Origin of the sequence: Obesumbacterium proteus (genome assembly GCF_001586165.1) — a bacterium.
Taxonomy (GTDB): domain Bacteria; phylum Pseudomonadota; class Gammaproteobacteria; order Enterobacterales; family Enterobacteriaceae; genus Hafnia; species Hafnia protea.
Genome location: NZ_CP014608.1, coordinates 558,161 through 583,645 on the forward strand (window position 1 = coordinate 558,161; position 25,485 = coordinate 583,645).

The window sequence follows — 25,485 nt, forward strand, 5'->3', positions numbered from 1 at the left end:
GAGATGGTGTTTTGGTTTTGTACTGCATTAGTGCAGTTATTTTATTCACTTGACGGTAAAGTAGGAGGAACGTTACGAGCCTCCAAGTGGAAAAATGATGAACAAGACTGAATTGAGTAAGACCGATCGCATTATTGCTGAAATTGGTCAGCAGATTATCAGTGGGAAGTATGTGCCTGGATCATCTCTGCCGTCAGAGGCTGAGATGTGTGAGGAGTTCCAAACCTCGCGCAACATTATTCGCGAAGTGCTGCGAGCGCTTACGGCGAAACGGTTGGTTGAGGTGAAGCGCTATCGCGGTGCGTTCGTGGCTGCACGTAATCAATGGAACTACTTGGATACAGACGTGCTGCAGTGGGTGCTTGCCAATGATTATGACCCTCGTCTGATTAGCGCATTGAGTGAGGTACGTAATTTGGTTGAACCTGCTATTGCCCGCTGGGCTGCTGAAAGGGCGACCTCCAGCGAACTGGCGACAATAGAGGCCGCGCTGAATGATATGAACCAGCATCATCAAGATTTTAATGCGTTTAACGAGGCTGATATTCGCTTCCACGAAGCCGTGTTGTCCTCAGTACATAACCCTGTTTTACAACAGTTAAACGTGGCCATTAGCTCGCTACAACGCGCGGTTTTCGAGCGCACGTATATGCCCGATGAGGGCAATATGCCAAGAACACTGCGCGAACATCAGGCTCTTTACGATGCGATTCGTCACCAGAATGCAGATGCAGCAGAGCAGGCGGCGCTTGCAATGATTGCTAGCTCGACGAGGAGATTAAAGGATGAGACATGAATGAAAGTTTTATAGCGATTGATTGGGGGTCAACCAATCTCCGTGCGTGGCTTTATAAACAAGGGGCATGCATGGATTCTCTTAATTCAGAATCTGGCGTGACCCGTTTGCAAGGGCAAACTCCGCAGCAGGTTTTTGCTCACCTTATGCAGCCATGGTTTCAGGATTATGGCGAGTTACCCACGCTGATGGCTGGAATGGTGGGAAGCAATGCAGGATGGCAAGCGGTTTCTTATCTACCTTGCCCCGTTGCACTGGGTGAAATTGCGCATCATCTTACCGCCGTCAATTCACCGAATATGCCCGACATCCGCATTATTCCGGGACTATGCATCGATCGCTCTGACAATTCTAATGTGATGCGTGGTGAGGAAACCCAGCTTATCGGCGCGCATCAAATGCATGCATCCTCTCGCTATGTAATGCCTGGCACCCACAGTAAATGGGTACATCTGGCGGGTGACCGCGTTGATGATTTCCGCACGGTGATTACCGGCGAGCTGCATTATTTGCTGCTACAGCATGGCCTTATCGGCGTGGGTATTGGTGAACAATTGGCTTCTCCAGAGACGTTCCGTGAGGGAATGGAGACAGGATTCAACGATGCCAATATTTTACGTTGTTTATTTGAAACCCGTGCTGCGCATCTGTTGGGAAGAAGAGACAAAAGTACGGTAAGCGATTGGTTATCTGGGGTATTAATTGGCAATGAAGTGGCCCACATGCAGCAGGATTATTCGTTGGGTTCTCGCGATGATATTACGCTTATCGGTAGCCAAAAATTGACCGAGCGCTATGCACAGGCGCTGACGTTCGCCGGTATTAATTACCAAACGGTCGAAGGGGATGTGGCGTTTCAGGCTGGGATAAGGAGTGTTGCAAATGTCTTGGGTTACTAAGCTGCCGTTGATTGCCATTTTGCGCGGTATTAAGCCGCAGGAAGTTGAAGCCCATATCACCGCATTGTTAGACGCTGGATTTGATGCCATTGAGATCCCGCTAAATTCACCGGAATGGGAAAAAAGTATCGCACTGGCGGTGACGCTTTTTGGTCATCAAGCGCTGATTGGTGCTGGCACCGTATTAAAACCAGAACACGTTGAACGGCTATATGCGCTGAACAGCAAGCTGGTTGTGACGCCAAACACTGAGCCTGATGTTATCCGCCGTGCAGTTGAGTGCCAGATGTTGGTCTGTTGCGGATGCGCCACGGCAACAGAAGCGTTTCATGCAATAGATGCAGGCGCTCAGGCGTTGAAGATTTTCCCTTCGGCGGCATTTGGTCCTGATTATGTGAAAGCGCTCAAAGCGGTTCTTCCAGCCGAAATTCCCGTGTTTGCCGTTGGTGGCGTTACGCCGGAAAACTTGCATGAATATCTTAACGCGGGCTGCATTGGCGCGGGCTTAGGCGGTGATTTGTATCGTGCAGGTCAGAGCGTAGAGCGAACGGCTCAGCAAGCGAAGGCTTTCGTGAAAGCATATAAGGATGCAGTGCAATGAAAATAACCAAATTAACCACCTACCGTTTACCGCCGAGATGGATGTTTTTAAAAATAGAAACTGATGAAGGCATCGTTGGTTGGGGCGAACCTGTCATTGAGGGCAAAGCGAAAAGCGTTGAAGCCGCAGTGCACGAGCTAGGTGAATTTATCATCGGGCAAGATCCAGCGCGAATTAATGATATTTGGCAAATGCTCTACCGTGGCAGTTTTTATCGCGGCGGTCCTATTTTAATGAGCGCTATTTCAGGTATTGATCAGGCGCTGTGGGACATTAAAGGCAAAGCATTGGGTGCGCCGGTGTACCAACTGCTCGGCGGATTGGTTCGCGACAAAATTAAAGCTTATAGCTGGGTTGGCGGCGATCGGCCATCTGATGTCATTGATGGTATTAAAAAGCTCACGGCGGTTGGTTTTGATACTTTTAAGCTTAATGGCTGTGAAGAAATGGGCATTCTTGATAACGCCCGTAAAGTGGATGCGGCGGTTGAAGTTGTAGCAGAAATCCGAGCTGAATTTGGCAATCGCATTGAGTTTGGTTTGGATTTTCATGGACGCGTCGATGCGCCGATGGCAAAAATCCTGATTAAAGAGTTAGAGCCTTACCGCCCTCTATTTATCGAAGAGCCCGTATTGGCTGAGCAAGCTGAATATTATTCTCGTCTTGCGGCTCAAACACATATCCCCATTGCTGCGGGGGAGCGCATGTATTCACGTTTTGATTTTAAACGTGTATTGGCTGATGGTGGTTTGGCGATTGTACAGCCCGATCTTTCTCACGCAGGTGGTATTACCGAGTGCTTTAAAATTGCCGCCATGGCGGAGTCCTATGATGTTGCACTTGCACCACACTGTCCTTTAGGACCGATTGCGCTGGCTTCCTGCTTACATTTAGATTTCGTGGCTCGTAATGCCGTATTACAAGAACAAAGCATGGGCATTCACTACAACCAAGGCGCAGAGCTGCTTGATTATGTGGTGAATAAAGAAGATTTCAATATGGTTGATGGCCATTTTTATCCATTAAATAAGCCCGGCCTTGGCGTTGAAATCAATGAAGAAATGGTGATAGAGCGCAGTAAAAACGCACCTGACTGGCATAATCCGGTTTGGCGGTATCCCGATGGTGCCATCGCTGAATGGTGATCAGCCTTCGTAATTGAACCTGTATCTGTGTTGGCTGCGTTCGCTTACCCGAATCACTTACTTGAGTAAGCTCATCGGGATGCTCTCACTTGCCGCCTTGATACAACTCCAATTTCATTGGCTGCTCGTAGGCGTTAAATATATAAACAAATAATAAATATTAAATAGCGTATCTTTCTCGCAGGGGATCGTGACGCCTAAAATCGGCGTTAAATAATTACGCTATTCAAATATATATAATCCGATATTATAAGTGAGAGGAATATGAGTGATATAGCACTGTCTTCTGTCCCTACAAAAAGGCGTTATTTAACGCTATTAATGATTTTTATTACCGTTGTAATTTGTTATGTCGATCGGGCTAATTTGGCCGTTGCTTCAGCGCATATTCAAGCGGAGTTTGGCATTAGTAAATCAGAGATGGGATATATTTTCTCGGCGTTTGCTTGGACATACACTTTATGCCAAATACCGGGTGGGCGCTTTCTCGATCGTATGGGGGCCAAGACAACCTATTTTATCGCTATTATGGGATGGTCTATTGGAACCTTATTCCAAGGTTTTGCTAACGGGCTGGTATCGCTAATCACTCTACGTGCGGTAACCGGTATGTTTGAAGCGCCGGCTTTTCCAACCAATAACCGTATTGTAACGAGCTGGTTTCCTGAGCAAGAACGTGCGTCTGCGGTAGGGTTTTATACGTCTGGGCAATTTGTAGGTTTAGCGTTTTTAACGCCTTTGCTGATTTGGTTACAAGAGAAAACCAGCTGGCACTGGGTGTTCATCGTGACAGGTGCTGTCGGTATTCTTTGGGCTGTGATATGGCGCTTCGCCTATCAGGCTCCACGCAAAAGTAAGTTCGCCAATCAGGCCGAGATTGACCATATTGCTAACGGTGGTGGCATGGTTGATGGCGACGTTGCGACAGGGAAAAAAGAGACTGCGCCTTTAACAACGGCAGACTGGAAGCTGGTGTTTCACCGCAAATTAGTGGGGGTTTATATTGGACAGTTCGCCATTGCCTCAACGCTATGGTTTTTCCTCACGTGGTTCCCTAATTATCTCACCCAAGAAAAGCATATTACCGCGCTGACCGCTGGTTTTATGACCACGGTGCCGTTTATGGCCGCTTTTTTTGGGGTGATCCTCTCAGGTATTGTGGCGGATAAATTACTGAAAAGCGGAAAATCGATTGGTTTTGCTCGAAAAACTCCGATTATCTGTGGCCTGTTGTTGTCCACCTGCATTATCGGTGCGAATTATACCAATGATCCTATGTGGATTATGATCCTGATGGCATTAGCATTCTTCGGCAACGGATTTGCGTCTATCACATGGTCGCTAATTTCATCTTTGGCGCCGATGCGTTTGATTGGGCTTACCGGAGGTGTGTTTAATTTTATTGGCGGCTTAGGTGGCATTACCGTTCCACTGGTGGTGGGATATTTGGCTCAATATTATGGTTTTGCACCTTCATTAACCTACATTGCCTCTGTGGCATTGATTGGTGCTCTCTCATACATATTCTTAGTCGGTGATGTGAAACGAATAGGTTGATATTCAAACTGCACCATTAATAAGACTTTTCTAAAAAACGCTATTTCATTAAGTTTTCTGGCCGACGTGTCGCCTCTAACCTAGATTGGACACTCGGCTGGAACTCGCAATGGAAAAAAGTGCAAATTTTGTTATAAAAAAAGTCATGGAAAATAGCCTTAACCTGACGGTGGATATTTTCTTACAGCCAGTCTTTGATCTCTCTAGCTTTAAATGTGTTGGCGCAGAGGTTTTAGTTCGAGGTTTTTATCGTCGCAATATTGTCGCGCCGAATTTATTTATTCATCAGCTAGAAGAGAACGGCGGAATAATTTATTTAGGTAGCTATGTTATTGATCAGACCTTTAAATATATGTCTGAAGTACTGATACCTAATAATTTCCTTTATATCCTAAGCGTCAATATTTCGCTTGTGCAACTTAATGAACAGGGATTTGCACAAACCGTTATTCAATTGGCTGAAAAATATAAAATTCCTGCTGATAGAGTGATGCTTGAACTGACTGAAACGCAGGGGCATCCCGATATCAATGGGCAACATAATGCTGCTCAGCTCCAAGAATATGGTTTTCTGCTGGCTTGGGATGACGTTACCAGCGCTGAAGAAGCCGAGCAAAAAATGAAGCTGGTGAAAACGGACTTCATAAAGCTAGATCGCTCTTGTTTCAAGAAAGGCGCGATGGATGAAACGCTTAAATTGATTGATAAGGCACAGTCGCTTGATACTGACGTAGTTGCCGAAGGTATCGAAACTTTTGCACAAACATCACTGATGTTAAAACATGGCGTTAGGCTGGCTCAGGGATTTTTGTTCTCACGTCCGTTGAACAAAGATGATTTCAACGAGGAATACATCCGCAAGCTTCAGTGATCGAAAACCCCGCTTAGTTTATGCTAATGAGATATGCGTTACCTTGTTAAAGGAATCTATCATGTCTCGCTATGCTGAAAAGCAGCTCACTTTCGATCCGCGTGGGCACCAGCTCACCAATATTAACGTTTGGACACCAGACAGTGAGTGGCTGGCATACGATGTACGGCCCAGCGGAGCCTCTTTTACCGGGCTGTGCATTGAGCGTGTGAATGTTCATGATGGACGTGTGGAAGTCGTTTACCGCGCGCAGCATGGCGCACATGTTGGCGTGGTAACGGTAAGCCCTCAACAACCGACACGCTACGTTTTTATTCATGGCCCAGAGCATCCAGATGCCCACTGGCATTATGATTTCCACCATCGGCGCGGCGTGATTGTCAGTGAACCAGACAGAGAATTGGCTGAAACGCTTGATGCGATGGATATTACCGAGCCCTATACCGCGGGAGCCTTACGCGGTGGAACACATGTCCATGTTTTTAGCCCAGATGCCACTCGCCTGAGTTTTACCTACAACGACCACGTTATGCATGAAAAAGATGCGGCACTCGATCAGCGTAATGTGGGTATCGCCATACCTTTGCATGCGGTTAATGTACCGAAACAACATCCACGCGAATATGACGGCAGCCACTTTTGTGTTCTGGTGAGCCAAACCACGCTTAATCCTCAGGCCGGAAGCGATCAAATTTCACGCGCCTACGAAGAGGGATGGATTGGCAATGAGGGTTATCTAAAGCCGGATGGGACTCGCCAGCGCTGGGCTTTAGCTTTTATCGGCGATACCGTTGGCAATAATGGCGCTAAAGTTCCTGAGATCTTTATTGTCGACCTGCCAGAGCAAAATGCAGCCTATTCGCAGGCGGGTGAATACCCGTTGCAAGGCACCGCAGATAGGCTGCCAGCGCCGCCCGCAAACGTAGATCAGCGTCGAATTACGTTCACTCATCAACGCGTTTTCCCTGGTCTTGCAACGACACCGCGTCATTGGCTGCGTTCTTCACCAAACGGTGCTGAAATTGCTTTCCTCATGCAAGATGATACGGGCGTGGTTCAGCTTTGGACTATTTCACCAAACGGTGGAGAGCCACGGCAGATAACGCACGGCAAGCATTCAGTGCAGTCGGCATTGAGTTGGCATCCTGATGGGAATTCGCTGTTTTTCGTGATGGATAATAGTGTCGTGCGATGCTGTTTAGATTCAGGCGAAATCATTCGTCTAACAACGCGTTCAGAGCAACCTCCTTGCGCGGAGGCCGTTGTGGTCTCCCCTGATGGAAACCACGTTGCATTTATGCGAGAGATTGCAGGTTGGCCACAGCTTTTTGTGGTGAGCTTGAACGGATAACGATACCCCGATTTGCTGTCTGGGTATGATTCAGATTCTATTCATAATGCGGAGCAACATTGTTGACTCCGCTGATTTGCTCGTCGCGTAAAACGCGCGCACGCGGAGAATCGTCTTCTGGATTTGAACTTGAGCGGTAGTAGTCGTAAGGCAGTAGCAGCGTATCAACTACGGCAGAAAACGGCAGATCCAAAGCAAGAAGCGGTGTCATTGCCCAGCCGGTATCATCGTCTTTGATCATTTTGACGTCATTTTTGGCGCCAGAATAATAACCCTGATTCGGTCCAACACGGGTCATGACGCTGGAACAGCCTCCCGCAAGCAGCGTAGAGCTGGCAAGCAAGGTTATCGTCAAGCATCTAATCCGTTGTCTCATAAATCCATCCCAATAATGGCTGTACTGTGCTTAAGCCAGAGTTGTTGAGTTATAGCATCTGTGCCGAGAAACTAACAAAACCATCCGTTGGCTCTGTGGCGGCTATCTCATTTCACAAAAAATAGTGTACCTGATCGTATCTTGCCTGTTTATGACAGTGATTTGAACAATTCGTGCGCTCTTATAAAAATTAAATTTTTACGCTTGAAAAATTTCGCACCGACTCCATCTTATTAGCAGGCCAATGAGAAATATGCCGTAAGGGTGTTTCTGGCTTAATGATTATATAGTCTGTCCATGATGGAAGATTATTTTTTCCTCGCTGATTTTATTAGGAGGCATATTTTTATGCGCAACTACGATTTATCTCCACTTTATCGCTCTGCTATTGGCTTCGACCGTTTATTTAACCTGATCGAGTCAGGTCAAAATCAGTCTAACGGGGGATACCCTCCTTACAACGTTGAGCTGGTAGATGACAATCACTATCGCATTTCTATTGCGGTTGCTGGTTTTGCTGAGCATGAGTTGGATATCACTGCGCAAGCTAATACGCTGATTGTTAAAGGTTCTCATGAACAGTCAGACAAAGAACGCACCTATTTATATCAAGGTATCGCCGAGCGTAACTTTGAGCGTAAATTCCAATTGGCTGAACATATTCAAATTAAAGGTGCCAACTTGGAAAACGGGCTGTTATATATCGATTTAGAGCGCATTGTTCCTGAAACATTGCAGCCACGTAAGATTGAAATTAAGTAATTAACTGTAGCTAATAGCTGTTAAAGATCAAATTAAATAGCCTGCCTACGGGGGGCTAATGGTCGGCTGTTATACATTGATAAAGCAGCCGTAAATAATATCTCGCTTCTCAGAAGGAGTTTATATCTATGCGTAATCACGATCTTTCTCCGTTACTTCGTCAGTGGATTGGCTTCGATAAATTGGCCAATGCGATGCAAAGCGGCTTAGAACCTCAAGGGTTCCCGCCATACAACATCGAGAAAAGTGACGACAACCACTATCGCATCTCTCTGGCATTGGCTGGATTTAAGCAGAGCGAACTGGATATTGAAGTTGAAGGCCCGCGCTTAACCGTCCGTGGTAATCCAACCCAGCCGGAAAAACCGGTGGAGTATTTACATCAGGGGCTGGTTTATAAGGCGTTCGACTTAACCTTTACCTTGGCTGAACATCTGACCGTAGATGGCGCTAAGTTTGAAAATGGGCTGTTGAATATCGATCTGGTACGGAATGTACCGGAAGCGCTACAGCCTCAGCGTATTGCTATCGGTGGGCAAACAACGACTCCAGCACTGGAGCAGACTGAAACCCCAGCGAGTGACGCTGAAACCAGTAACTAATAAGCATCTCTGATCTACCCCTCTCTAATCATTCTTTGGCGCAGGCAACTGCGCCTTTTTTTTATTCTGCATCTTACGGTTTATGTAGAATTATATAAAAAACCGGTGATTTTACGTGGGTTGTTCGTACCGGACGTAGCAGGTATGGTGTCGGTTGTCTTTTCCTAATAATTACCTGTGATTGCTATCATGACTTTTTCTGTATTTGGCGATAAATTTACCCGCTACGCGGGGATCACCCGTCTGATGGACGATCTGAATGATGGCCTGCGCACGCCTGGTGCCATAATGCTTGGTGGCGGTAATCCGGCTAAAATTCCTCAGATGACGGATTATTTCACTCAACTTTGTGCGGATATGTTGAATGAGGGCAAACTCACCGACGCACTGTGTAACTATGATGGCCCACAGGGTAAAGATGCGCTGTTGCAGGCGTTGGCCAAAATGCTGCGTGATGAGTTTGGGTGGCAAATAGAAGCACAAAATATTGCACTAACAAACGGCAGCCAGAGCGCGTTTTTCTACTTATTCAATTTGTATGCCGGACGCCTTGCCGATGGCTCTCGTCGTCGTGTTTTGTTCCCATTGGCACCTGAATATATTGGTTATGCCGATGCTGGGTTAGACGAAGATCTGTTTGTTTCAGCTAAACCCACGATTGAGCTATTGCCTGAAGGTCAGTTCAAATACCACGTTGATTTTGACCATCTCAATATTGGCGATGATGTTGGGTTGATTTGCGTTTCTCGCCCGACAAACCCAACGGGGAATGTTTTAACCGACGAAGAGCTTATTCGCCTTGATGCTCTGGCTCAGCAGCGCAACATTCCTCTATTGATCGATAACGCCTACGGTTTACCGTTCCCGGGAATTATCTTCTCTGAGGTAAATCCGCTGTGGAATCCGAACATCATTCTGTGCATGAGTCTGTCGAAGTTGGGGCTACCGGGTTCTCGCTGCGGCATCGTGATTGCTGACGAAAAAGTGATCAGCGCAATCAGTAACATGAATGGAATTATCAGCCTTTCACCGGGCAGTCTTGGCCCCGCTATTGCGCTCGAGATGATTGAGCGTGGTGATTTACTGCGTCTATCCAACGAGGTGATCAAACCGTTTTATCGCCAGCGTGTAGAGCAGACGATCGAAGTGATTCGTCGCTATTTACCGGAAGAGCGCTGTTTGATTCATAAACCAGAGGGCGCAATTTTTCTGTGGCTATGGTTTATCGATCTGCCGATCAGCACGGAAATTTTATATCAGCGGCTGAAACAGCGCGGCGTATTGATGGTGCCGGGGCACTATTTCTTCCCTGGTCTGGAGCACGAGTGGCCGCATACGCATCAATGCATGCGCATGAATTATGTTCCTGAACCGGAGCAAATCGAGAAGGGCGTACAGATTCTTGCGGAAGAGATTGAACGCGCACATCAAGAGGATGCGGGTAAGAAGAAACGCTACGTCGGCAAACGGTAGTTAACCACGTGATAAAATAAAAAACCCCGCAACAGCGGGGTTTTTTTAGCGAAGAGAAAAAGACTAGAACTCTTTTTTCGCGTAGCCAGTAACCACTTTCAGGCCCATCTCGCGGCCCAACGCCGTCATCGGATGAACCACTTCGATACCACGTACGGCCTTTTTCAACGACCCCATATCAGCCTGTTCTTTTTTGGTAATTTCACGGCTGAATGGCATCTTTAAAAGCTGCTGTGCTTTGGCGCTGAAATGGCTCGCTTGAACGGCACGCAGACGCTCGATCTCTGCGTTCAATTTTTCCTGCTCGGCGCGATTCTCATCTAGCGCGTGCGTCGTTACAGAATCAATCTCTTGTAACAGCAGGCCAGCTTCTTTACGACGCAGCGCGTCCAGCTTGTCGCTCAGGCGTTTAATTTCTGCTTTTTCTTTCATGACATATCTTCCGGTCATCAATACTTTTAGGGATTAGAAGATAGTTTAACAGCTGTCGGCGTCAATGTGGGGATTGGCTGAAAAGAAGACTCCCCAGTCTTGAAAACTGGGGGGATCAGAAGGCTTTCTTATGGCACAAGCGAGTGACTAAATCGGTGATGCTGAGCACCAGCGTTGAACGAACCATTTGTTGATAACGCTGTTCTTGCATATTCACCAAAAGATCATCAACGACGTCTTCGGGCAGATGAAGCGTGGGCTGTGGGGGGAGTGCGGTCATGCTATGTAGCATGTTGATTGGCCCGAGTATTTCATCATCGGTGAAGCTGTAGATCTTGTTCTCATGCTTTAATTCATTGTTGAGGGCGAGTAACAGCTCAACGTCTTCATATTCGTCACGGCTAATCACGCCTAGCGCGTAGATAAGCTTTAGCCGCACGGGCAAATCAGCCAGTGGACCGGACCCTTCCAGCAGGGGCTCCACCGCATATTTCACCGCATAGTCATCTTTACGAAAGGCTTGAAGAACCAAAAGATCTACCGCTTCGGCGAGTAGCCCAACGGTGGCCTGAATAAAGCCCGCTACCGTTTGCCGAGCGTTCAAGCGCTCCAGTATTCGGTTTTCAAAAGCTTGGCTTTTATAAAGGTCAGATTCTTCCATTGTTGCCATAGTCGTTGTTTCACTTACCGAATAGCGCTGCTTTTCTGGGGCGGCGACACTCGGAAGTTCCCTTTCTCTTTCTGGTTGTGCACTGTTACGCACGCGATTTAATTTCATTTTACCCTTCTCATTTGGAGCTGCCGCTTTGCCGCAACTCCAATCATATGGGTTACATCATGCTTTGCGCTGCATGGCGTTATACACATTAGCGATCTGCGCGACAAGTTCTGGCTGATCTTCCAGCTCACAAACCTGCATAACGGTGCGGCTCACGCCTTTGTTGTTAAGGAGGGTTGCCATTTCTAACGCCTGAGGATCTTGATGACTGCGGTAGCTCAAGGCTGCGGCAATACCCATGATCAAATTGTGGTTTGTAATGCCGTATTCAAGCGTTCCTCGTAACGGCTTGATAAGGCGATCGCCAGCGCTAAGTTTACGCAGTGGCTGGCGCCCAACACGTTCGACATCATCATGTAGGTAAGGGTTTTCAAAGCGCCCAAGAATTTTTTCGATATAGGCCGCATGTTGCTGGGGATCAAAACTGTAGCGCTTGATGAGCACCGCTCCGCTTTCTTCCATTGCGCCTTTAACCACAGTACGAATGGCGGGATCGAGAATAGCTTCACGAATAGTTTGATAACCCGCAAGCTGACCCAGATAAGCGGTGATCGCATGCCCCGTGTTAAGAGTGAAGAGTTTACGCTCAACGTAGGCCATTAAATTAGCGGTAGACTCCATTCCGGTAATTTGTGGCAACTGGCCTTTGAACTGTGTGCTATCAACGATCCACTCGCTAAAGGTTTCAACAGTGACCTCCAACGGGTCGTCGTTCGCTGCGGCGCTTGGCGGCACGATACGGTCTACCGCTGAATCGACAAAGCCGATGTGTTCTTCTACCCAAGCATGAAGCTCGGTGGGCATCGCCTCGAGGACATGCTGCTTGAGTTGGCTAGTGCCACGCACCATGTTTTCGCACGCAATGATATTCATGGGCTGTTGGTTACCATTGCTGTGACGAGCCATTAATCCCTGCGCCAGCGTATGGGCAATTTTACTAAGAACCTGCGGGCCAACGGCGGTGGTGATGATATCTGCTTGCGCAATTTGTTGAATAGCATCAGCGCTGTTGCTATGAATGGCGCTTACGCGGTTAACCTGTTCGACACGTGCATTTTCACCCACGACGTTGACCTGATAGCTTTGCTGGTGAGCAAGCTGATCGACCAACGGCTGGTTTACGTCTGCAAAAGTGAGTTCTGCATGCGCGTCTGCCAATAATTTACCAATAAAGCCACGACCGATATTACCTGCACCAAAATGAATCGCTTTCATGTTTTTGACCTCAAACCTATCCGTAAAAAGGGGGGCGGGGGAGCCCCCAAGAACGGCGTCGACAGCAACGGCGCTTTTTTAGGACCGACTAGCTGCGGTGAACGACGCCGTGTAATTGCCTTATGCCGCTTGTTCGCCAGACAGAAGATCTAAAATCTCCTGAACACTGGTGGTTTGCGCCAGACGTTCAATTACGCCTTCGTCATCCAGTGCGTTGGTTAAGCGGGCAATGACCTGAATGTGCTCGTTATTACGTGCGGCGATGCCGATAACCAGTCGAGCGACGTCGTCTGGTTCGTCACCGAATCGAACGCCGTGAGGGTATTGGCAAATGACGATACCGGTGCGTAATACGCGGTCTTTGGCTTCTACGGTGCCGTGTGGAACGGCGATAGATTCTCCTAGATAGGTTGAGGTGAGTGCTTCACGAGCGAGCATGGCGTCGATGTAATCCGGTTCTACATAGCCGCCAGATACCAGCATTTCACCGGCAAAGCGAATAGCTTGCTCTTTGGTGTCAGCGGTTAAGTTCAGGAAGATGTTGGCTGCGCTGAGCTTAAATAGATTCTCTTCGCGGTCAGTTGATTCAAATGAATCATCGTTAGCGGCGATGATAGTTTGGTTGATCAAGCGGTTGTCGTTTGCCGCCTGTGGCAGTTTAGCCGCCAGTAAACGGGTTGTAAGATCGGTATACAGTCCGCTATCAAGGAAATTGCTTAATGATATATGCATCGCCTGTGGGGCGTGGCGCATTGCGCGTTCGGTTAAGTCTTGATGAGTGATCACCAGATCAACGTCTTCGGGCAGACTGTTAATCGCGCAGTTCACCACGGAAATATGGTTCAGCCCTGCGTCTTTTACCTTTTTACGCAGAACTCCCGCGCCCATCGCGCTTGAGCCCATTCCCGCGTCACAGGCGACGATAATTTTACGCACATGGTGTAAATCTTTAGATAAATCAAGCGTGGCACGCATGGCTGGCTGAGGTTCTACGCCAGTCACTTTTCCACCGGATTTAGACTGTTGTTTCATGCCTTGCATACGGCGAGTGGCTTCCGCTAAGCCGTTACTTTCTTCATCACCGACGCGAGCGCGTTTAAGCAACATGGCAGACGTTAAGAATGAAACCAGCGTTGAAGCCATAATCGACAGCACGACACCGATGAGCGAGGCTTTTGGTGTCATTAGCAAGACTGCAAAAATAGAACCCGGAGACGCTGGGGAGACTAAGCCCGCGTTAAAGAGCGTCAGCGTGAATACGCCGGTCATGCCGCCCAGAATCACGGCCAGAATCAGACGTGGATTCATTAACACATACGGGAAATAGATTTCGTGGATACCGCCGAAGAAATGGATGATTGCGGCACCGCCAGCAGACTGTTTTGCACTGCCTTTACCGAAGAACATGTAAGCCAGCAGAACACCTAGCCCTGGACCTGGGTTTGCTTCAATCAGGAAGAAAATGGATTTGCCGGTTTCTGTTGCCTGCTGAATGCCTAACGGCGAGAAGATGCCGTGGTTGATGGCGTTATTTAGGAACAGGATCTTGGCGGGCTCGACGAAGATAGACGTTAATGGCAGCAGGTTGTTCTGCACCATAATGTTGACGCCAGCCGCTAATATTTTTGACAGCGACTCCACCAACGGCCCAATCGCCATGAATGCCAACATCGCCAGCAGCATACCGATAATGCCCGCGGAGAAGTTGTTCACCAGCATTTCAAAGCCGCTTTTGATTTTGCCGTCAACCCAGCGATCAAAGCGTTTGATTGCCCAGCCACCTAATGGGCCTGCAATCATTGCGCCCATGAACATGGGCATATCTGCGCCAACAATCACGCCCATGGTGGTAATCGCACCCACGACGCCACCGCGCTCGCCGCCGATTAAACGACCACCGGTGTAACCAATCAATAATGGCAGCAGATAGCTGATCATTGGGCCGACCAGCTTGGCTAATGTCTCATTTGGTAGCCAGCCAGTAGGAATAAATAAAGCGGTAATCAAACCCCATGCGATGAATGCGCCGATATTGGGCATCACCATATTGCTGAGGAAGCGGCCAAAATTCTGTACCTTGACCTTGATATCTGGTGATAACATAAAACACCCCTCGTGGTGCGCTAAGATGTTGCGCGTCGTAATAGTTGTGGTGGTTTCGCCAAAAACCGTCCTGTCGTTCTGTATGCAAAATCGACTCTATCACGCCGTTTTCATCTCGCGTACCCCGTGGGGGATTTGTGATCTTGATCTCGTAACGCCCCCCTCTATCGGGGTGTTTTTGGTGATGCAGGTCACATAAGTAGACTGAAAGTCTGCTACAAAGTTAAAATATCGCCCGTCATAGGTGATTTTATGTGACGCAAATCACTTAAGTTGTTAGTGGTTTTGTTTTTAAATTGTGATTCTCTTCACAAGTTATTTTTCATCCCATCAGCACGCCATCGACACACCTCAGGTTTTCACCCAACGCGTTGTAAAATTACATGTAGTGTTTTTTGGGTATAAAAAAACCACACAATCTGGTTAAGTAGCCAGCATTACGCAATCTAGTGGCTTACGAAGCTAGGTGCATGCAAGTTTGCAGCGCTAGCTTTGCTAAGCTATTTTTTACTCAGTTTTTTAGTGGTGGATTCTATGTGTTGGATGCTGTGCTTAGGAACAGGAAGATTTTCTGGCATGGTGCCGCCTAGCTCTTCAATGGTTTTCCGAACCTTTTGGCCCACATCAAAATGTGTCTGATTGGCTTGTTGCCTTGATTTTATCTGGTCACGACGTAGCTTTTCTTCTGTTTGTGTTGCTCTAAACAGGTTGGCTGCTAATTCAGTAGATCCCATGAAATCGAGAATTTTTTGACTCTTTTTAAGCTCTTTACGTTGGTGGATGGCATTTTGGTCTAGCCCGCCATAGAGGCCTTTATATCCATGGTTCTGAAAAATGGCAAAATCCATCGTGGTTGCAACACCGGCTTGTTGAGCCGCTTCAACGAGTTGTTTGTTATGTTCTTTTAATTCATTACGCAGAAACAAACGTTTTCCATCTTCGCGTAAACGCTTAAATGTTTCGTCGTCAGCTAATTCTTGGCGTCGGGTTTGAAGTGCAAAGTATGTTTGACCTGCCGCTATGACAGGTTTGCTAGGATCGCCGTTTTGAACCACGAGGTAGCAGGCATAACGGGAGAGGGTGATATCTTTTAGCTTTCGTTGAGCTCCAGAGCCAATTTTGACCATATCGAGGACATCCTCGAAATGGTCACCAGCGTTGTGCCCACTGTTTAAACACGCATCTTTCGCCCGCTCTAATACAGGAACAAAATGCCGGTACTCTGAGTAATCCAGCAGCTTTGCCAGCGCTCTTGCAGACCAATATTCAGACCCAGATTCATCTACCTGTTTAATTTCTTCGAAAGGCTGGTGATGCTTGTTCATGGTTCGCTCCATGTCATTGCATGATGTTTGGAGATGATATCGATTGGTGGTGACGTTGCTGGAAGCAATATCTCATATCTAGATTTTTGCTGGATGTGCAACGAAGGAATAGCGTTGCCTTCGTTAAAGAAAAACACCCTGTGAGCACTAAGGCTGACAGGGTGTTTCGGCTATTTAATAAGGCTACGAGATGGAAATGCGTTGCCTAAAGATTAATTCTGGAAAATAGCCGCGCTGCGGTTTTTCGCATTTAACAATTCTTGATGCTTGGCAGCAATTGAGGTCATTAACTGATTGTATTGATCGACCTGCTGCTGGGTTTGTAGCTGGATGCTTTGGTTATCAAAGCGTGCCTGAGTCCCAATGCTTTGCAGGAAATCACCGACCTGAATCAGGTCCTGTGACAGGCTAGCCGCCATAGGAATGATTGGCATCACGGCATTTGCCGGATCGGTAACGACTTTCGCAAAGGCTTGGTCATAAACTGCCTTCACATCATCAGGCTGTTTAAGTGCAGCACGCGCCGTGTCTGCGGTCGATTTAGCACTTTGAATCTGTTGGCCGAGCAGGTTTAGTGCACCGGATTCCTGACGCAGGTCGTCACGTTTTAGCAGGTAATCCTGAGGAACACGGATCTGATCGATAGTGGTAAACAGCGGATTTAAGCTGCTATCCATAGAACGGCTGAAATTCTGTGAAAACGTCACTAAAATCGCGTAATCGCTGACATAGTTGCCGAGTTTCTGCTTTTGGTCTTCGCTCAGGGTTGGCACGGTGATGCTGCCACGCATGACGGTATTTTGCAGATAGTCGATGAAAGCTTTACGTTGTTCTTTATCGTTGTCGCCACAGCCAGCTAGTTGAAACGCCATAATGAGGGCGAAAATTGGCATCAACCAACGCTGTGCCTGTTTAGTTACTGCAAATGACATGTAATTACTCCTGTAACCACGCGAAAAAAATTCGGTCGATATCATTCTGTTGAAATTCTACTCATCAAGTTAGTTTAACCTGATAATTTTGGGATAACAGCCAGAAAGTAAAAAACCCGCCGAAAGGCGGGCTTTATTTTACTCTCGGGATTACTGCAGAACAGAAATATCCGCAACCTGTAGGAACAAATCGCGTAGCTTGCTCAGCAGGGTTAGGCGGTTGATGCGCACTTGCTCATCGTCAGCCATCACCATCACTTGTTCGAAGAAGTTATCTACTGGCTCACGCAGCGCGGCCAGTTCGGATAAAGCTTCTTGGTAGCGACCTTCAGCAAACAGTGGTTCCAGCTTATCGCGCAGAACAACCAGATGGGTTGCCAGTTTGATTTCTGCCGCTTCTTTCAATACGGAAGCATGAACGTGATCGCCCAGCACTTCAGTTGATTTAGCCAGAATATTGGAAACACGCTTGTTGGCAGCAGCCAGCGCAGCGGCTTCAGGCAGCGTGCGGAAGTGTGAAACCGCCTTCACGCGCGCATCAAAGTCTGCTGGTTTGGTTGGACGACGAGCCAGTACAGCCTGAATAGTGTCAACGCTGTGGCCTTCTTCCTGATACCAAGCGCGGAAACGGCCCAGCATGAATTCCACCACGTCATCAACGACGTTCGCGTTAGTCAGCTTTTGTCCGTATAAGCGCGCAGCTTCTTCAGTTAGCGTAACCAAATCCAGCGGCAGCTTTTTCTCAACGATAATACGCAATACACCCAGCGCAGCACGGCGCAGAGCAAATGGGTCTTTATCACCTTTAGGATGCTGACCAATGCCGAAGATACCGGCAAGGGTATCCATTTTGTCGGCAATCGCGACAGAACATGCCACCAGAGAATCTGGCAGTGCGTCACCGGCGAAGCGTGGTTGATACTGTTCGTTCAGGGCAACAGCAACTTCTTCGTTCTCACCGTCGTGGCGTGCGTAGTGCATGCCCATAACGCCCTGTGTATCGGTGAATTCGAAGACCATGTTGGTCATCAAATCACACTTGGACAGCAGGCCAGCGCGGGTCGCCAGATTGACGTCAGCGCCGATTTGCTCTGCAACCCAACCGGACAATGCTTCAATGCGGTTGGTTTTGTCGCGCAGCGTTCCCAGCTGTTGCTGGAATAAAACGGTTTCCAAGCGAGGCAGGTTGTCTTCCAAGCGCTGTTTGCGGTCGGTCTTGAAGAAGAACTCCGCATCGGCTAAACGTGGACGAACAACTTTCTCGTTACCAGAGATAATCTGCTGTGGGTCTTTAGATTCGATGTTGGTAACGAAGATAAAGTTTGGCAGCAGTTTGCCGGCAGCGTCATACACAGGGAAGTATTTCTGGTCACCCTTCATGGTGTAAACCAGCGCTTCAGCAGGTACGGCGAGGAATTTTTCTTCAAACTTGGCAGTCAACACCACTGGCCATTCAACCAGAGAAGTTACTTCTTCCAGCAGGCTTTCGCTCATATCAGCGATGCCGCCGATTTTCTGCGCAGCCAGCTCGGCGTCACGTTTGATGATGGCTTTACGGGTGGCGTAATCAGCGATGACTTTGCCACGTTCCAGCAAGATCTGCGGATATTGCTCGGCGTTATCGATGGTGAACTGCTGTTCGCCCATGAAACGATGGCCGCGGATCACGCGATCGGACTGCACGCCAAGAATGGTAGCAGGGATCACTTCGCTACCCAGCAGCAGCGTGACGGTATGAACCGGACGCACGAACTGAGTGTCGTTGTCGCCCCAGCGCATCAGTTTTGGAATTGGCAGCTTGCCGAGTGCATTGGTCACCAGCGTTGGCAGCAGTTGCTGTGCGCTCTGGCCTTTTTGATGCGCGCGGAACAGCAGCCATTCACCTTTGTCGGAGGTCAGACGTTCAGCCTGATCGACGGTGATGCCACAACCACGAGCCCAGCCTTCGGCAGCCTTGGTTGGCTTGCCTTCAGCATCGAATGCCTGAGCAATGGCTGGACCACGTTTTTCAATTTCGCGATCGGGCTGAGATTCATGCAGCGCAGCGACTTTCAATGCTAAGCGGCGCGGTGCGGCGAACCAAGTCACTTCGCCATGGGCGAGGTCTGCGTTATCTAGTTCAGCGGTAAAATTAGCTGCAAAAGATTCTGCCAGAGAGCGTAGCGCTTTCGGTGGCAGCTCTTCGGTGCCGATTTCCACCAGAAAAGTTTGTTGGGTCATGGCTGCCTCAAATATTCTCTAATTTAGAATCGTCGCTTTTTTTACACATTGGGAAGCCCAGCGCCTCACGGGAGGCATAGTAAGCTTCAGCGACCGCTTTGGTCAGGGTACGAATACGCAGAATGTAGCGTTGGCGTTCGGTCACCGAGATCGCCTTGCGCGTGTCCAGCAGGTTAAAGCTGTGTGCGGCTTTCAGAATGCGTTCATACGCTGGCAGAGGCAGAGGTTTTTCCAACTCCAACAACATTTTGGCTTCTTTCTCATACTGCTCGAAGCAGGAGAACAGGAAATCGACGTCTGCGTATTCAAAGTTATACGTGGACTGTTCCACTTCGTTTTGATGGAACACGTCGCCGTAGGTTGTTTTACCCAGCGGGCCGTCGCTCCATACCAGATCGTAGACGCTGTCTACGCCCTGAATATACATCGCCAAACGTTCCAGACCGTAGGTGATCTCACCGGTTACCGGCTTACATTCCAAGCCGCCAACCTGCTGGAAGTAAGTGAACTGAGTCACTTCCATGCCGTTAAGCCACACTTCCCAGCCTAAGCCCCATGCGCCCAGCGTTGGGTTTTCCCAGTTGTCTTCGACGAAGCGAATGTCGTTCACCAGCGGATCTAAACCTAGCTCTTTCAATGAGCCCAGATACAGTTCCTGAATATTTTCTGGTGATGGCTTAATGACTACCTGAAACTGGTAGTAGTGCTGCAAGCGGTTAGGGTTTTCGCCATAGCGGCCATCGGTTGGACGGCGGGATGGTTGCACGTAGGCCGTTGCCATCGGCTCTGGGCCGAGTGCACGCAGGCAGGTCATTGGGTGTGAGGTGCCAGCGCCAACTTCCATGTCCAGTGGTTGAACAATGGTGCAGCCTTGGCGCGCCCAATAGTCCTGCAGAGTCAGGATCAGCCCCTGAAAGGTCTTGGTATCAAACTTTTGCATATTGGATGAGTTCGCGCGATACAAGTGGATTTATATAGAATGTTGCAGTATACCGCCTGAACGTAAGATATACAGCCCGAATCCCGTCTCAAAGGGTGGGATTTTGCGTGTATTTTGCCATAAAACGTGGCAAAGGCTGGGAACATTCTCCGTGAAGGTCGAGTTAAAAGTTGGCGCTCACGCCAATATTGTATATAAATTGCTCGCTGTTATTGAGGCGATTGGTCTGCGATAGCTCGGCAAAGGCGGCCATATAATCGGTTAGTGGAATATTGGCACCCACGGTGACATCAACCCAGTGAGCTTCTTGATTGGGGATCTCACGGCTAAATAAGTTTTGCGGCGAGCTAAATTCTCCCACCTGTTTATAAGACTCGTTGCTCGATAAACGCTGATAGCTAATTTCAGCATAGGGCGTAAACAATTCTAGATTGGAATCTAACCGCCAGCCCAAAGAGCCAACTTGTTGTTGGGTAGTTGGATTCAATGCCGCAGAGGCCAGCGAGTTGCTGCCCACCCAATGCGTTGAAAACCCCGGTTCAATGGACGTTGAAGCGCGATCGAGCGGCACGATATCGTTCGTGTCACTGCTATTAAAAAAAACATCTTTTAAATCATACGACAAAACGGGTAATGAGAGCAGGGCGCAACTCACTAAACAAACCGATGCCAGAGGTCTAATCATTGATGCCACTCCATTAAAAGGGAGGCGTTATTCGTTATTATTTTTGGTGCTGCACTCTTAACTATTTGACGAGGTTGCGACTGCGTCAAGGTCGGTTGAAATAAATAGTTAACGCTTCGCGAAGCGTTATAGTTGTCTCTCACGTTGTCGGCATTGTTGCCCTGTAAACAGCACTAAAATCCCCATGATTCGCCGCGGGGTTCTCACAAGGAATAGGATTATGAGCCAGACGTTTGAAGATAAAAAAATTCGCTGTGGTTGGGTCTCATCCGATCCCCTGTATATCAGCTATCACGATAATGAATGGGGGCAGCCCGTCTACGATGATGCTCATCTATTCGAACTGCTGTGCCTTGAGGGACAACAGGCGGGGCTTTCGTGGATAACCGTGCTGAAGAAACGTGAAAACTATCGTAATGCTTTCCATCAATTCGATCCGCGCAAGGTGGCGGCGATGACGGATGAGGATATCGATGTGCTGATGCAGGACGCCGGTCTTATTCGCCATCGTTTGAAATTAGATGCCATCGTGGTTAACGCCCGTGCCTATATGAAAATGCAGCAAGAGGGTGAGGATTTTTCTCAGTTCTTATGGTCATTTACCGAAGGCAAACCGCAGCTAAACTGTCCTGAAACTCTCGCCAACGTGCCTGCAAAAACCGAGATTTCTGATGTGATGTCCAAGGCGTTGAAGAAGAAAGGCTTTAAGTTTATTGGTTCAACGATCTGTTATGCCTTTATGCAAGCCAGCGGCATGGTGAACGATCACGTCAAAACCTGCTTTTGTGGGAAGCACTAAGCCATGATTCGCCCAGCAGTAAAGCAAGATATGCCGGCCATTATGGCGTTGTGGCTGGTTAGCACTACCGAGGCGCACCCGTTTATTTCTGCGCAGTATTGGCATGAAAGCGAAGCCGTAGTGCGAGATACCTATTTACCGAATGCGCTGACGTGGGTGGCGGAAGATAAGGGTGAAATTATCGGGTTTATTAGCGTGCTGGAGCAGCAGTTTATTGGTGCTTTATTCGTGGACAAGCGCTACCACGGAAAAGGCGTTGGGCAATTGCTGATGATGCATGTGAAGATGATTTTTCCACAGCTGATGCTCGAGGTGTATTTGGAGAATCACCGCGCGCTGCGTTTTTATCAGCGTGAGGGATTTCATATTCAAGATACCCAGTTCAATGAGGATACTCAGCATAAAACGGCCATTATGTTATGGGAGAAAACCCCAGGCGCTTGGCTTGAGGATTAAACAAATCCTGCTATTTGGCGTGTATTTGTCTAATTTATTGGAATTTTAGGAATTGTGACCATTATTTTTTAATGGGAATTTGCTGAAATGCCACCGCCGTAGATCCCGATTCACGGTTTGGGCACTATTTTTTTGGGTCAGTGGATTACTGGCCTGTTACAGCAAATATCTTGAGCGATTACGCTCTGTGCAAGATGAGGTTCCATAATGAGTAAAAGCCGTTTCTGTATTGCTGGCGCAGTATGCGCTGCGTTGCTGCTGTCTGGTTGTACAACTAACCCGTATACCGGTGAATCCGAAGCGGGTAAATCGGGTGTGGGCGCAGGTTTAGGTGCGTTGGTTGGTGCGGGCGTGGGTGTTCTGTCCTCTTCTAAGCACGATCGCGGCAAAGGCGCTTTGATTGGTGCGGCAGCTGGCGCGGCATTAGGCGGTGGTGCGGGTTACTATATGGACGTTCAAGAGTCGAAACTGCGTGACAAAATGCGTGGTACCGGTGTGAGCGTAACGCGTCAAGGCGACAACATTGTGCTGAATATGCCAAATAATGTGACCTTCGACTCCAGCAGCAGCACCTTGAAACCGGCCGGTGCCAATACCCTGACCGGCGTGGCGATGGTTTTAAAAGAGTATCCTAAGACTGCAGTTAACGTGGTGGGTTACACCGATAGTACCGGTAGCCAAGATCTGAATATGCGTCTTTCTCAGCAGCGTGCCGACAGCGTCGCAAGTTCTCTGATTGTTCAGGGCGTTGAAGCAAGCCGCGTTCGTACTCAGGGCATGGGCCCAGCGAACCCAATCGCGTCAAATAGCACGACAGAAGGCAAAGCTCAGAACCGTCGTGTTGAAATTACATTAAGCCCGATGTAATTCATGCCCTCTTTTAGCCTCCTGTTTTGCCTGAGGAGGCTATTTCCTCAACCTTATCTCATCAGTTCCCCTGTGGTTATGCTAAATTTGCCTATCCGTTGAATTTCAGAGGAACACGTCGTGAGCAGTCAGGGAACCCGCGCCACCATCAGTGATGTCGCCAAGGCCGCTAAAACCGGCAAAACGAGCGTTTCGCGCTATTTAAATGGCGAACAACACCTGCTGTCCGACGATCTCAAACAGCGCATCGAACAAGCCATACAACGCCTTAATTACCGCCCAAGCCAGATGGCTCGCAGCTTAAAAGGCGGGCAAACTCGCCTTATCGGGATGATCATTGCTGATATCACCAATCCCTACTCTGTGGACGTCTTGCGCGGCGTTGAAGAAGCCTGTCGTGTGCAAGGCTTCACTTTGCTGGTGTGTAACACTAACAACGAAATCAATCAGGAACAGCATTACCTTGAGCTGCTAAGCAGCTATCGCGTTGAGGGTTTAGTGGTTAATGCGGTGGGTATGCGTGAAGAAGCGTTATCTAAGCTACAACAGTCGTTGCTGCCCATGGTGCTGATTGACCGAAAAATACCCGACTTCTCCTGCGATATGGTGGGATTAGACAATCAACGCGCCGCCACTGAAGCGACTCGGCATCTAATCGAGCAGGGCTTTGAAGCGGTGATGTTTTTAAGTGAGCCGCTGGGGTTGGTCAATACTCGGCTTGAGCGTTTGCATGCTTTTCAAAGCACTATGGCGGAATGCCCTGAGCTGATCGCCTGCCATGCCGAAGTTGTGCTCAACAAAGGTGAACTTCTCGATCAGGCATTGAGCCAGTTTTGTCATCAGCATCGGGGTATGCGTAAAGCCGTGATGTCTGCCAACGGTGCATTAACCCTTCAGGTTGCTCGCTCCCTGCGTCGTTTAGGCCTTAATTGGGGCAGTGATATTGGCTTACTTGGCTTTGATGAACTGGAATGGGCAGAGCTGGCGGGGGCGGGGATAACCACGCTTAAGCAGCCGACCTATCAGATCGGCTACGCTGCGCTAGAGCTGTTAGTGAACCGCATCCAAGGCGACGCACAGCCTACCGTTGAGCAAAAATATCCGGGCGAGCTTATCGTTCGAGGCTCAACGTTGCGTTAGTTAGGCGGGAGTCCCTTTGCGTAACAAATAGCGATAGGGCGCTTGCTCGGTTTCTTGTGCAATCAGTTGATGATCCATAAAACGACAGAAACCCGGAATATCACGGGTGGTCGCCGGATCATCCGCGATGATCAGCAGCGTTTGTCCATCATCCATATGACGCACGGTTTTACGCACCATCATCACAGGCTCAGGGCAGCGAAGCCCAAGTGCATCCAGCGTTTTATCAGGATTAGCGAAAAGATCGGTCATGGTTTTTCTCTGAAGGCCGGTTTGCGCAATCGTACTGGCGAAGGGCTACGGCTGAGTGAAGTTTAAAACGCCTCTAGTTTACCTGCTGAAAAATAGTCTGCAAGGGACGTGAACGTTTGCGTTAAAATTAACCATTGCATGTGCAAATTATCGCGGTATCATCCGTGCCGCATCTCAGATGCACACATTTTCATTGGGTTCCCTCACCCCAATCTCCAAAAAGGCCAAAATATGTTTGATTTTACTCCGCAACAGCGGATGAAAGCCCTTTGCTGGCTTTCTGTTTTTCACGTTCTGATTATTACGTCCAGTAACTACTTGGTGCAGTTGCCGATCTCGATTTTCGGTTTTCACACCACGTGGGGCGCATTTACCTTCCCGTTTATTTTCCTGGCAACAGACCTCACCGTTCGTGTGTTTGGCGCGCCTTTGGCTCGTCGAATTATTCTGGCGGTTATGGCGCCTGCGCTGCTGATTTCATATTGTATTTCAGCGCTGTTCTTTCAGGGGGAATGGCAAGGTTTTGCCGCGTTGGGCGAGTTTAATGTGATGGTGGCGCGTATCGCGACCGCAAGCTTCATGGCCTATGTTCTGGGGCAAATCCTAGACGTACATGTCTTTAACCGCCTGCGTCAGCGCAGTGCGTGGTGGGTGGCACCAACGGCTTCAACGTTGTTTGGTAATATCAGCGATACCTTGGCATTCTTCTTTATCGCGTTTTACCACAGCACAGACCCCTTCATGGCCGCGAACTGGGTTGAGATTGCGCTGGTGGACTACACGTTTAAACTGCTGATCAGCCTGATTTTCTTCCTGCCAATGTACGGCGTTATGCTCAACGTGGTTCTGAAGTATCTCTCAGCTAACCGCCAAGACCCGCATCCACAGCTGAATTAAAAAACGTATCG

Annotated in this window: 26 protein-coding genes; 15 read left to right on the plus strand and 11 right to left on the minus strand. The window is 48.5% G+C overall.

Features of this window, described 5'->3' with window-relative positions; all coding sequences use genetic code 11:
- Positions 1 to 97 precede the first annotated feature (97 nt).
- From DSM2777_RS02710 to DSM2777_RS02740, 7 genes are all read left to right on the plus strand, one after another.
- Positions 98 to 796: a FadR/GntR family transcriptional regulator gene (locus tag DSM2777_RS02710; RefSeq protein ID WP_038501805.1), complete on the plus strand. Its 699-nt coding sequence runs from the start codon at positions 98 to 100 to the stop codon at positions 794 to 796.
- Positions 793 to 1,695 (plus strand): 2-dehydro-3-deoxygalactonokinase, encoded by a 903-nt coding sequence (locus DSM2777_RS02715; protein WP_061553095.1) that lies wholly within the window; start codon positions 793 to 795, stop codon positions 1,693 to 1,695. The genes DSM2777_RS02710 and DSM2777_RS02715 overlap by 4 nt, the downstream gene beginning before the upstream one ends.
- Positions 1,679 to 2,296 (plus strand): 2-dehydro-3-deoxy-6-phosphogalactonate aldolase, encoded by a 618-nt coding sequence (locus tag DSM2777_RS02720; RefSeq protein WP_046457323.1) that lies wholly within the window; start codon positions 1,679 to 1,681, stop codon positions 2,294 to 2,296. Before DSM2777_RS02715 ends, DSM2777_RS02720 begins: the two co-directional genes overlap by 17 nt.
- The gene (dgoD, locus tag DSM2777_RS02725; protein WP_061553096.1) at positions 2,293 to 3,441 is read left to right on the plus strand and encodes a galactonate dehydratase; all 1,149 of its coding nucleotides are present in this window, start codon (positions 2,293 to 2,295) and stop codon (positions 3,439 to 3,441) included. Before DSM2777_RS02720 ends, dgoD begins: the two co-directional genes overlap by 4 nt.
- A 264-nt stretch (positions 3,442 to 3,705) precedes the next feature.
- Positions 3,706 to 4,998, plus strand: a complete 1,293-nt coding sequence (locus DSM2777_RS02730) for an MFS transporter (RefSeq protein WP_061553097.1) — start codon at positions 3,706 to 3,708, stop codon at positions 4,996 to 4,998.
- A 109-nt stretch (positions 4,999 to 5,107) separates the two neighbouring features.
- The gene (locus DSM2777_RS02735; RefSeq protein ID WP_046457320.1) at positions 5,108 to 5,869 is read left to right on the plus strand and encodes an EAL domain-containing protein; all 762 of its coding nucleotides are present in this window, start codon (positions 5,108 to 5,110) and stop codon (positions 5,867 to 5,869) included.
- Between the two features lie 61 nt (positions 5,870 to 5,930).
- Positions 5,931 to 7,220, plus strand: coding sequence for a YidR family protein (locus DSM2777_RS02740; RefSeq protein ID WP_061553098.1), 1,290 nt, complete (start codon positions 5,931 to 5,933; stop codon positions 7,218 to 7,220).
- 37 nt (positions 7,221 to 7,257) lie between these two features.
- Here DSM2777_RS02740 and DSM2777_RS02745 read toward each other — a convergent pair whose 3' ends face one another.
- A complete protein-coding gene (locus DSM2777_RS02745; protein ID WP_071889853.1) occupies positions 7,258 to 7,596 on the minus strand; it encodes a YceK/YidQ family lipoprotein in 339 nt (112 codons plus the stop codon).
- Between the two features lie 348 nt (positions 7,597 to 7,944).
- On the opposite strand from DSM2777_RS02745, the gene ibpA reads away from it, so the two are divergent.
- From ibpA to DSM2777_RS02760, 3 genes are all read left to right on the plus strand, one after another.
- The gene (gene ibpA, locus DSM2777_RS02750) at positions 7,945 to 8,358 is read left to right on the plus strand and encodes a small heat shock chaperone IbpA (RefSeq protein WP_025797316.1); all 414 of its coding nucleotides are present in this window, start codon (positions 7,945 to 7,947) and stop codon (positions 8,356 to 8,358) included.
- A gap of 128 nt (positions 8,359 to 8,486) precedes the next feature.
- Positions 8,487 to 8,960, plus strand: coding sequence for a small heat shock chaperone IbpB (gene ibpB, locus DSM2777_RS02755; protein WP_046457318.1), 474 nt, complete (start codon positions 8,487 to 8,489; stop codon positions 8,958 to 8,960).
- Positions 8,961 to 9,149: 189 nt separating this feature from the next.
- On the plus strand, positions 9,150 to 10,433 hold the full coding sequence (locus tag DSM2777_RS02760) for a valine--pyruvate transaminase (protein ID WP_046457317.1): 1,284 nt from the start codon (positions 9,150 to 9,152) through the stop codon (positions 10,431 to 10,433).
- Between the two features lie 63 nt (positions 10,434 to 10,496).
- Here DSM2777_RS02760 and DSM2777_RS02765 read toward each other — a convergent pair whose 3' ends face one another.
- The 9 genes from DSM2777_RS02765 to DSM2777_RS02805 all read right to left on the minus strand — a co-directional run bounded on the left by DSM2777_RS02765 (position 10,497) and on the right by DSM2777_RS02805 (position 21,063).
- Positions 10,497 to 10,865, minus strand: a complete 369-nt coding sequence (locus DSM2777_RS02765; RefSeq protein WP_040045267.1) for a YibL family ribosome-associated protein — start codon at positions 10,863 to 10,865, stop codon at positions 10,497 to 10,499.
- Between the two features lie 115 nt (positions 10,866 to 10,980).
- Positions 10,981 to 11,535, minus strand: a complete 555-nt coding sequence (locus DSM2777_RS02770) for an MltR family transcriptional regulator (protein ID WP_227658341.1) — start codon at positions 11,533 to 11,535, stop codon at positions 10,981 to 10,983.
- A 165-nt stretch (positions 11,536 to 11,700) separates the two neighbouring features.
- Positions 11,701 to 12,858, minus strand: coding sequence for a mannitol-1-phosphate 5-dehydrogenase (locus tag DSM2777_RS02775; RefSeq protein WP_061553100.1), 1,158 nt, complete (start codon positions 12,856 to 12,858; stop codon positions 11,701 to 11,703).
- Positions 12,859 to 12,978: 120 nt separating this feature from the next.
- On the minus strand, positions 12,979 to 14,961 hold the full coding sequence (locus DSM2777_RS02780; RefSeq protein ID WP_061553101.1) for a PTS mannitol transporter subunit IICBA: 1,983 nt from the start codon (positions 14,959 to 14,961) through the stop codon (positions 12,979 to 12,981).
- Positions 14,962 to 15,461: 500 nt separating this feature from the next.
- The gene (dinD, locus tag DSM2777_RS02785) at positions 15,462 to 16,286 is read right to left on the minus strand and encodes a DNA damage-inducible protein D (protein ID WP_061553102.1); all 825 of its coding nucleotides are present in this window, start codon (positions 16,284 to 16,286) and stop codon (positions 15,462 to 15,464) included.
- Between the two features lie 212 nt (positions 16,287 to 16,498).
- Positions 16,499 to 17,218, minus strand: a complete 720-nt coding sequence (locus tag DSM2777_RS02790) for a DUF3053 domain-containing protein (protein ID WP_061553103.1) — start codon at positions 17,216 to 17,218, stop codon at positions 16,499 to 16,501.
- 150 nt (positions 17,219 to 17,368) lie between these two features.
- Positions 17,369 to 19,438, minus strand: coding sequence for a glycine--tRNA ligase subunit beta (gene glyS, locus DSM2777_RS02795; RefSeq protein WP_061553104.1), 2,070 nt, complete (start codon positions 19,436 to 19,438; stop codon positions 17,369 to 17,371).
- 7 nt (positions 19,439 to 19,445) lie between these two features.
- The gene (gene glyQ, locus DSM2777_RS02800; protein ID WP_061553105.1) at positions 19,446 to 20,378 is read right to left on the minus strand and encodes a glycine--tRNA ligase subunit alpha; all 933 of its coding nucleotides are present in this window, start codon (positions 20,376 to 20,378) and stop codon (positions 19,446 to 19,448) included.
- Between the two features lie 163 nt (positions 20,379 to 20,541).
- Positions 20,542 to 21,063, minus strand: coding sequence for an autotransporter domain-containing protein (locus tag DSM2777_RS02805; protein ID WP_061553106.1), 522 nt, complete (start codon positions 21,061 to 21,063; stop codon positions 20,542 to 20,544).
- Between the two features lie 220 nt (positions 21,064 to 21,283).
- Here DSM2777_RS02805 and DSM2777_RS02810 point away from each other — a divergent pair, with 220 nt between their 5' ends.
- The 4 genes from DSM2777_RS02810 to DSM2777_RS02825 all read left to right on the plus strand — a co-directional run bounded on the left by DSM2777_RS02810 (position 21,284) and on the right by DSM2777_RS02825 (position 24,325).
- Complete coding sequence (locus DSM2777_RS02810) at positions 21,284 to 21,862, plus strand: DNA-3-methyladenine glycosylase I (RefSeq protein WP_061553107.1); 579 nt, start codon at positions 21,284 to 21,286, stop codon at positions 21,860 to 21,862.
- A gap of 3 nt (positions 21,863 to 21,865) precedes the next feature.
- Entirely contained in the window at positions 21,866 to 22,318 is a 453-nt protein-coding gene (locus DSM2777_RS02815; protein WP_025797293.1) for an N-acetyltransferase, read from the plus strand.
- Positions 22,319 to 22,525: 207 nt separating this feature from the next.
- Positions 22,526 to 23,185, plus strand: coding sequence for an OmpA family lipoprotein (locus DSM2777_RS02820; RefSeq protein WP_025797291.1), 660 nt, complete (start codon positions 22,526 to 22,528; stop codon positions 23,183 to 23,185).
- Positions 23,186 to 23,305: 120 nt separating this feature from the next.
- Positions 23,306 to 24,325, plus strand: coding sequence for a LacI family DNA-binding transcriptional regulator (locus tag DSM2777_RS02825; protein ID WP_061553108.1), 1,020 nt, complete (start codon positions 23,306 to 23,308; stop codon positions 24,323 to 24,325).
- Here the strand turns inward: DSM2777_RS02825 and tusA are convergent, their stop codons facing one another.
- Complete coding sequence (gene tusA, locus DSM2777_RS02830; protein ID WP_040045256.1) at positions 24,326 to 24,577, minus strand: sulfurtransferase TusA; 252 nt, start codon at positions 24,575 to 24,577, stop codon at positions 24,326 to 24,328. It abuts the gene before it with no gap.
- A gap of 231 nt (positions 24,578 to 24,808) precedes the next feature.
- On the opposite strand from tusA, the gene DSM2777_RS02835 reads away from it, so the two are divergent.
- The gene (locus DSM2777_RS02835; RefSeq protein WP_025797284.1) at positions 24,809 to 25,474 is read left to right on the plus strand and encodes a 7-cyano-7-deazaguanine/7-aminomethyl-7-deazaguanine transporter; all 666 of its coding nucleotides are present in this window, start codon (positions 24,809 to 24,811) and stop codon (positions 25,472 to 25,474) included.
- Positions 25,475 to 25,485 lie beyond the last annotated feature (11 nt).

Coding starts and splice junctions, on each gene's coding strand:
- dgoD (WP_061553096.1), top strand. CDS start 2,293: ATGAAAATAACCAAATTAACCACCTACCGTTTACCGCCGAGATGGATG.
- tusA (WP_040045256.1), bottom strand. CDS start 24,577: ATGACCGATCTTTTCGCTAATCCTGATAAAACGCTGGATGCACTTGGG.
- DSM2777_RS02820 (WP_025797291.1), top strand. CDS start 22,526: ATGAGTAAAAGCCGTTTCTGTATTGCTGGCGCAGTATGCGCTGCGTTG.
- DSM2777_RS02775 (WP_061553100.1), bottom strand. CDS start 12,858: ATGAAAGCGATTCATTTTGGTGCAGGTAATATCGGTCGTGGCTTTATT.
- DSM2777_RS02720 (WP_046457323.1), top strand. CDS start 1,679: ATGTCTTGGGTTACTAAGCTGCCGTTGATTGCCATTTTGCGCGGTATT.
- DSM2777_RS02715 (WP_061553095.1), top strand. CDS start 793: ATGAATGAAAGTTTTATAGCGATTGATTGGGGGTCAACCAATCTCCGT.
- DSM2777_RS02745 (WP_071889853.1), bottom strand. CDS start 7,596: ATGAGACAACGGATTAGATGCTTGACGATAACCTTGCTTGCCAGCTCT.
- DSM2777_RS02815 (WP_025797293.1), top strand. CDS start 21,866: ATGATTCGCCCAGCAGTAAAGCAAGATATGCCGGCCATTATGGCGTTG.
- glyS (WP_061553104.1), bottom strand. CDS start 19,438: ATGACCCAACAAACTTTTCTGGTGGAAATCGGCACCGAAGAGCTGCCA.
- DSM2777_RS02780 (WP_061553101.1), bottom strand. CDS start 14,961: ATGTTATCACCAGATATCAAGGTCAAGGTACAGAATTTTGGCCGCTTC.
- ibpB (WP_046457318.1), top strand. CDS start 8,487: ATGCGTAATCACGATCTTTCTCCGTTACTTCGTCAGTGGATTGGCTTC.
- DSM2777_RS02790 (WP_061553103.1), bottom strand. CDS start 17,218: ATGTCATTTGCAGTAACTAAACAGGCACAGCGTTGGTTGATGCCAATT.
- DSM2777_RS02835 (WP_025797284.1), top strand. CDS start 24,809: ATGTTTGATTTTACTCCGCAACAGCGGATGAAAGCCCTTTGCTGGCTT.
- ibpA (WP_025797316.1), top strand. CDS start 7,945: ATGCGCAACTACGATTTATCTCCACTTTATCGCTCTGCTATTGGCTTC.
- dinD (WP_061553102.1), bottom strand. CDS start 16,286: ATGAACAAGCATCACCAGCCTTTCGAAGAAATTAAACAGGTAGATGAA.
- DSM2777_RS02740 (WP_061553098.1), top strand. CDS start 5,931: ATGTCTCGCTATGCTGAAAAGCAGCTCACTTTCGATCCGCGTGGGCAC.
- DSM2777_RS02805 (WP_061553106.1), bottom strand. CDS start 21,063: ATGATTAGACCTCTGGCATCGGTTTGTTTAGTGAGTTGCGCCCTGCTC.
- DSM2777_RS02810 (WP_061553107.1), top strand. CDS start 21,284: ATGAGCCAGACGTTTGAAGATAAAAAAATTCGCTGTGGTTGGGTCTCA.
- DSM2777_RS02730 (WP_061553097.1), top strand. CDS start 3,706: ATGAGTGATATAGCACTGTCTTCTGTCCCTACAAAAAGGCGTTATTTA.
- DSM2777_RS02710 (WP_038501805.1), top strand. CDS start 98: ATGAACAAGACTGAATTGAGTAAGACCGATCGCATTATTGCTGAAATT.
- DSM2777_RS02765 (WP_040045267.1), bottom strand. CDS start 10,865: ATGAAAGAAAAAGCAGAAATTAAACGCCTGAGCGACAAGCTGGACGCG.
- DSM2777_RS02735 (WP_046457320.1), top strand. CDS start 5,108: ATGGAAAAAAGTGCAAATTTTGTTATAAAAAAAGTCATGGAAAATAGC.
- DSM2777_RS02770 (WP_227658341.1), bottom strand. CDS start 11,535: ATGGCAACAATGGAAGAATCTGACCTTTATAAAAGCCAAGCTTTTGAA.
- glyQ (WP_061553105.1), bottom strand. CDS start 20,378: ATGCAAAAGTTTGATACCAAGACCTTTCAGGGGCTGATCCTGACTCTG.
- DSM2777_RS02760 (WP_046457317.1), top strand. CDS start 9,150: ATGACTTTTTCTGTATTTGGCGATAAATTTACCCGCTACGCGGGGATC.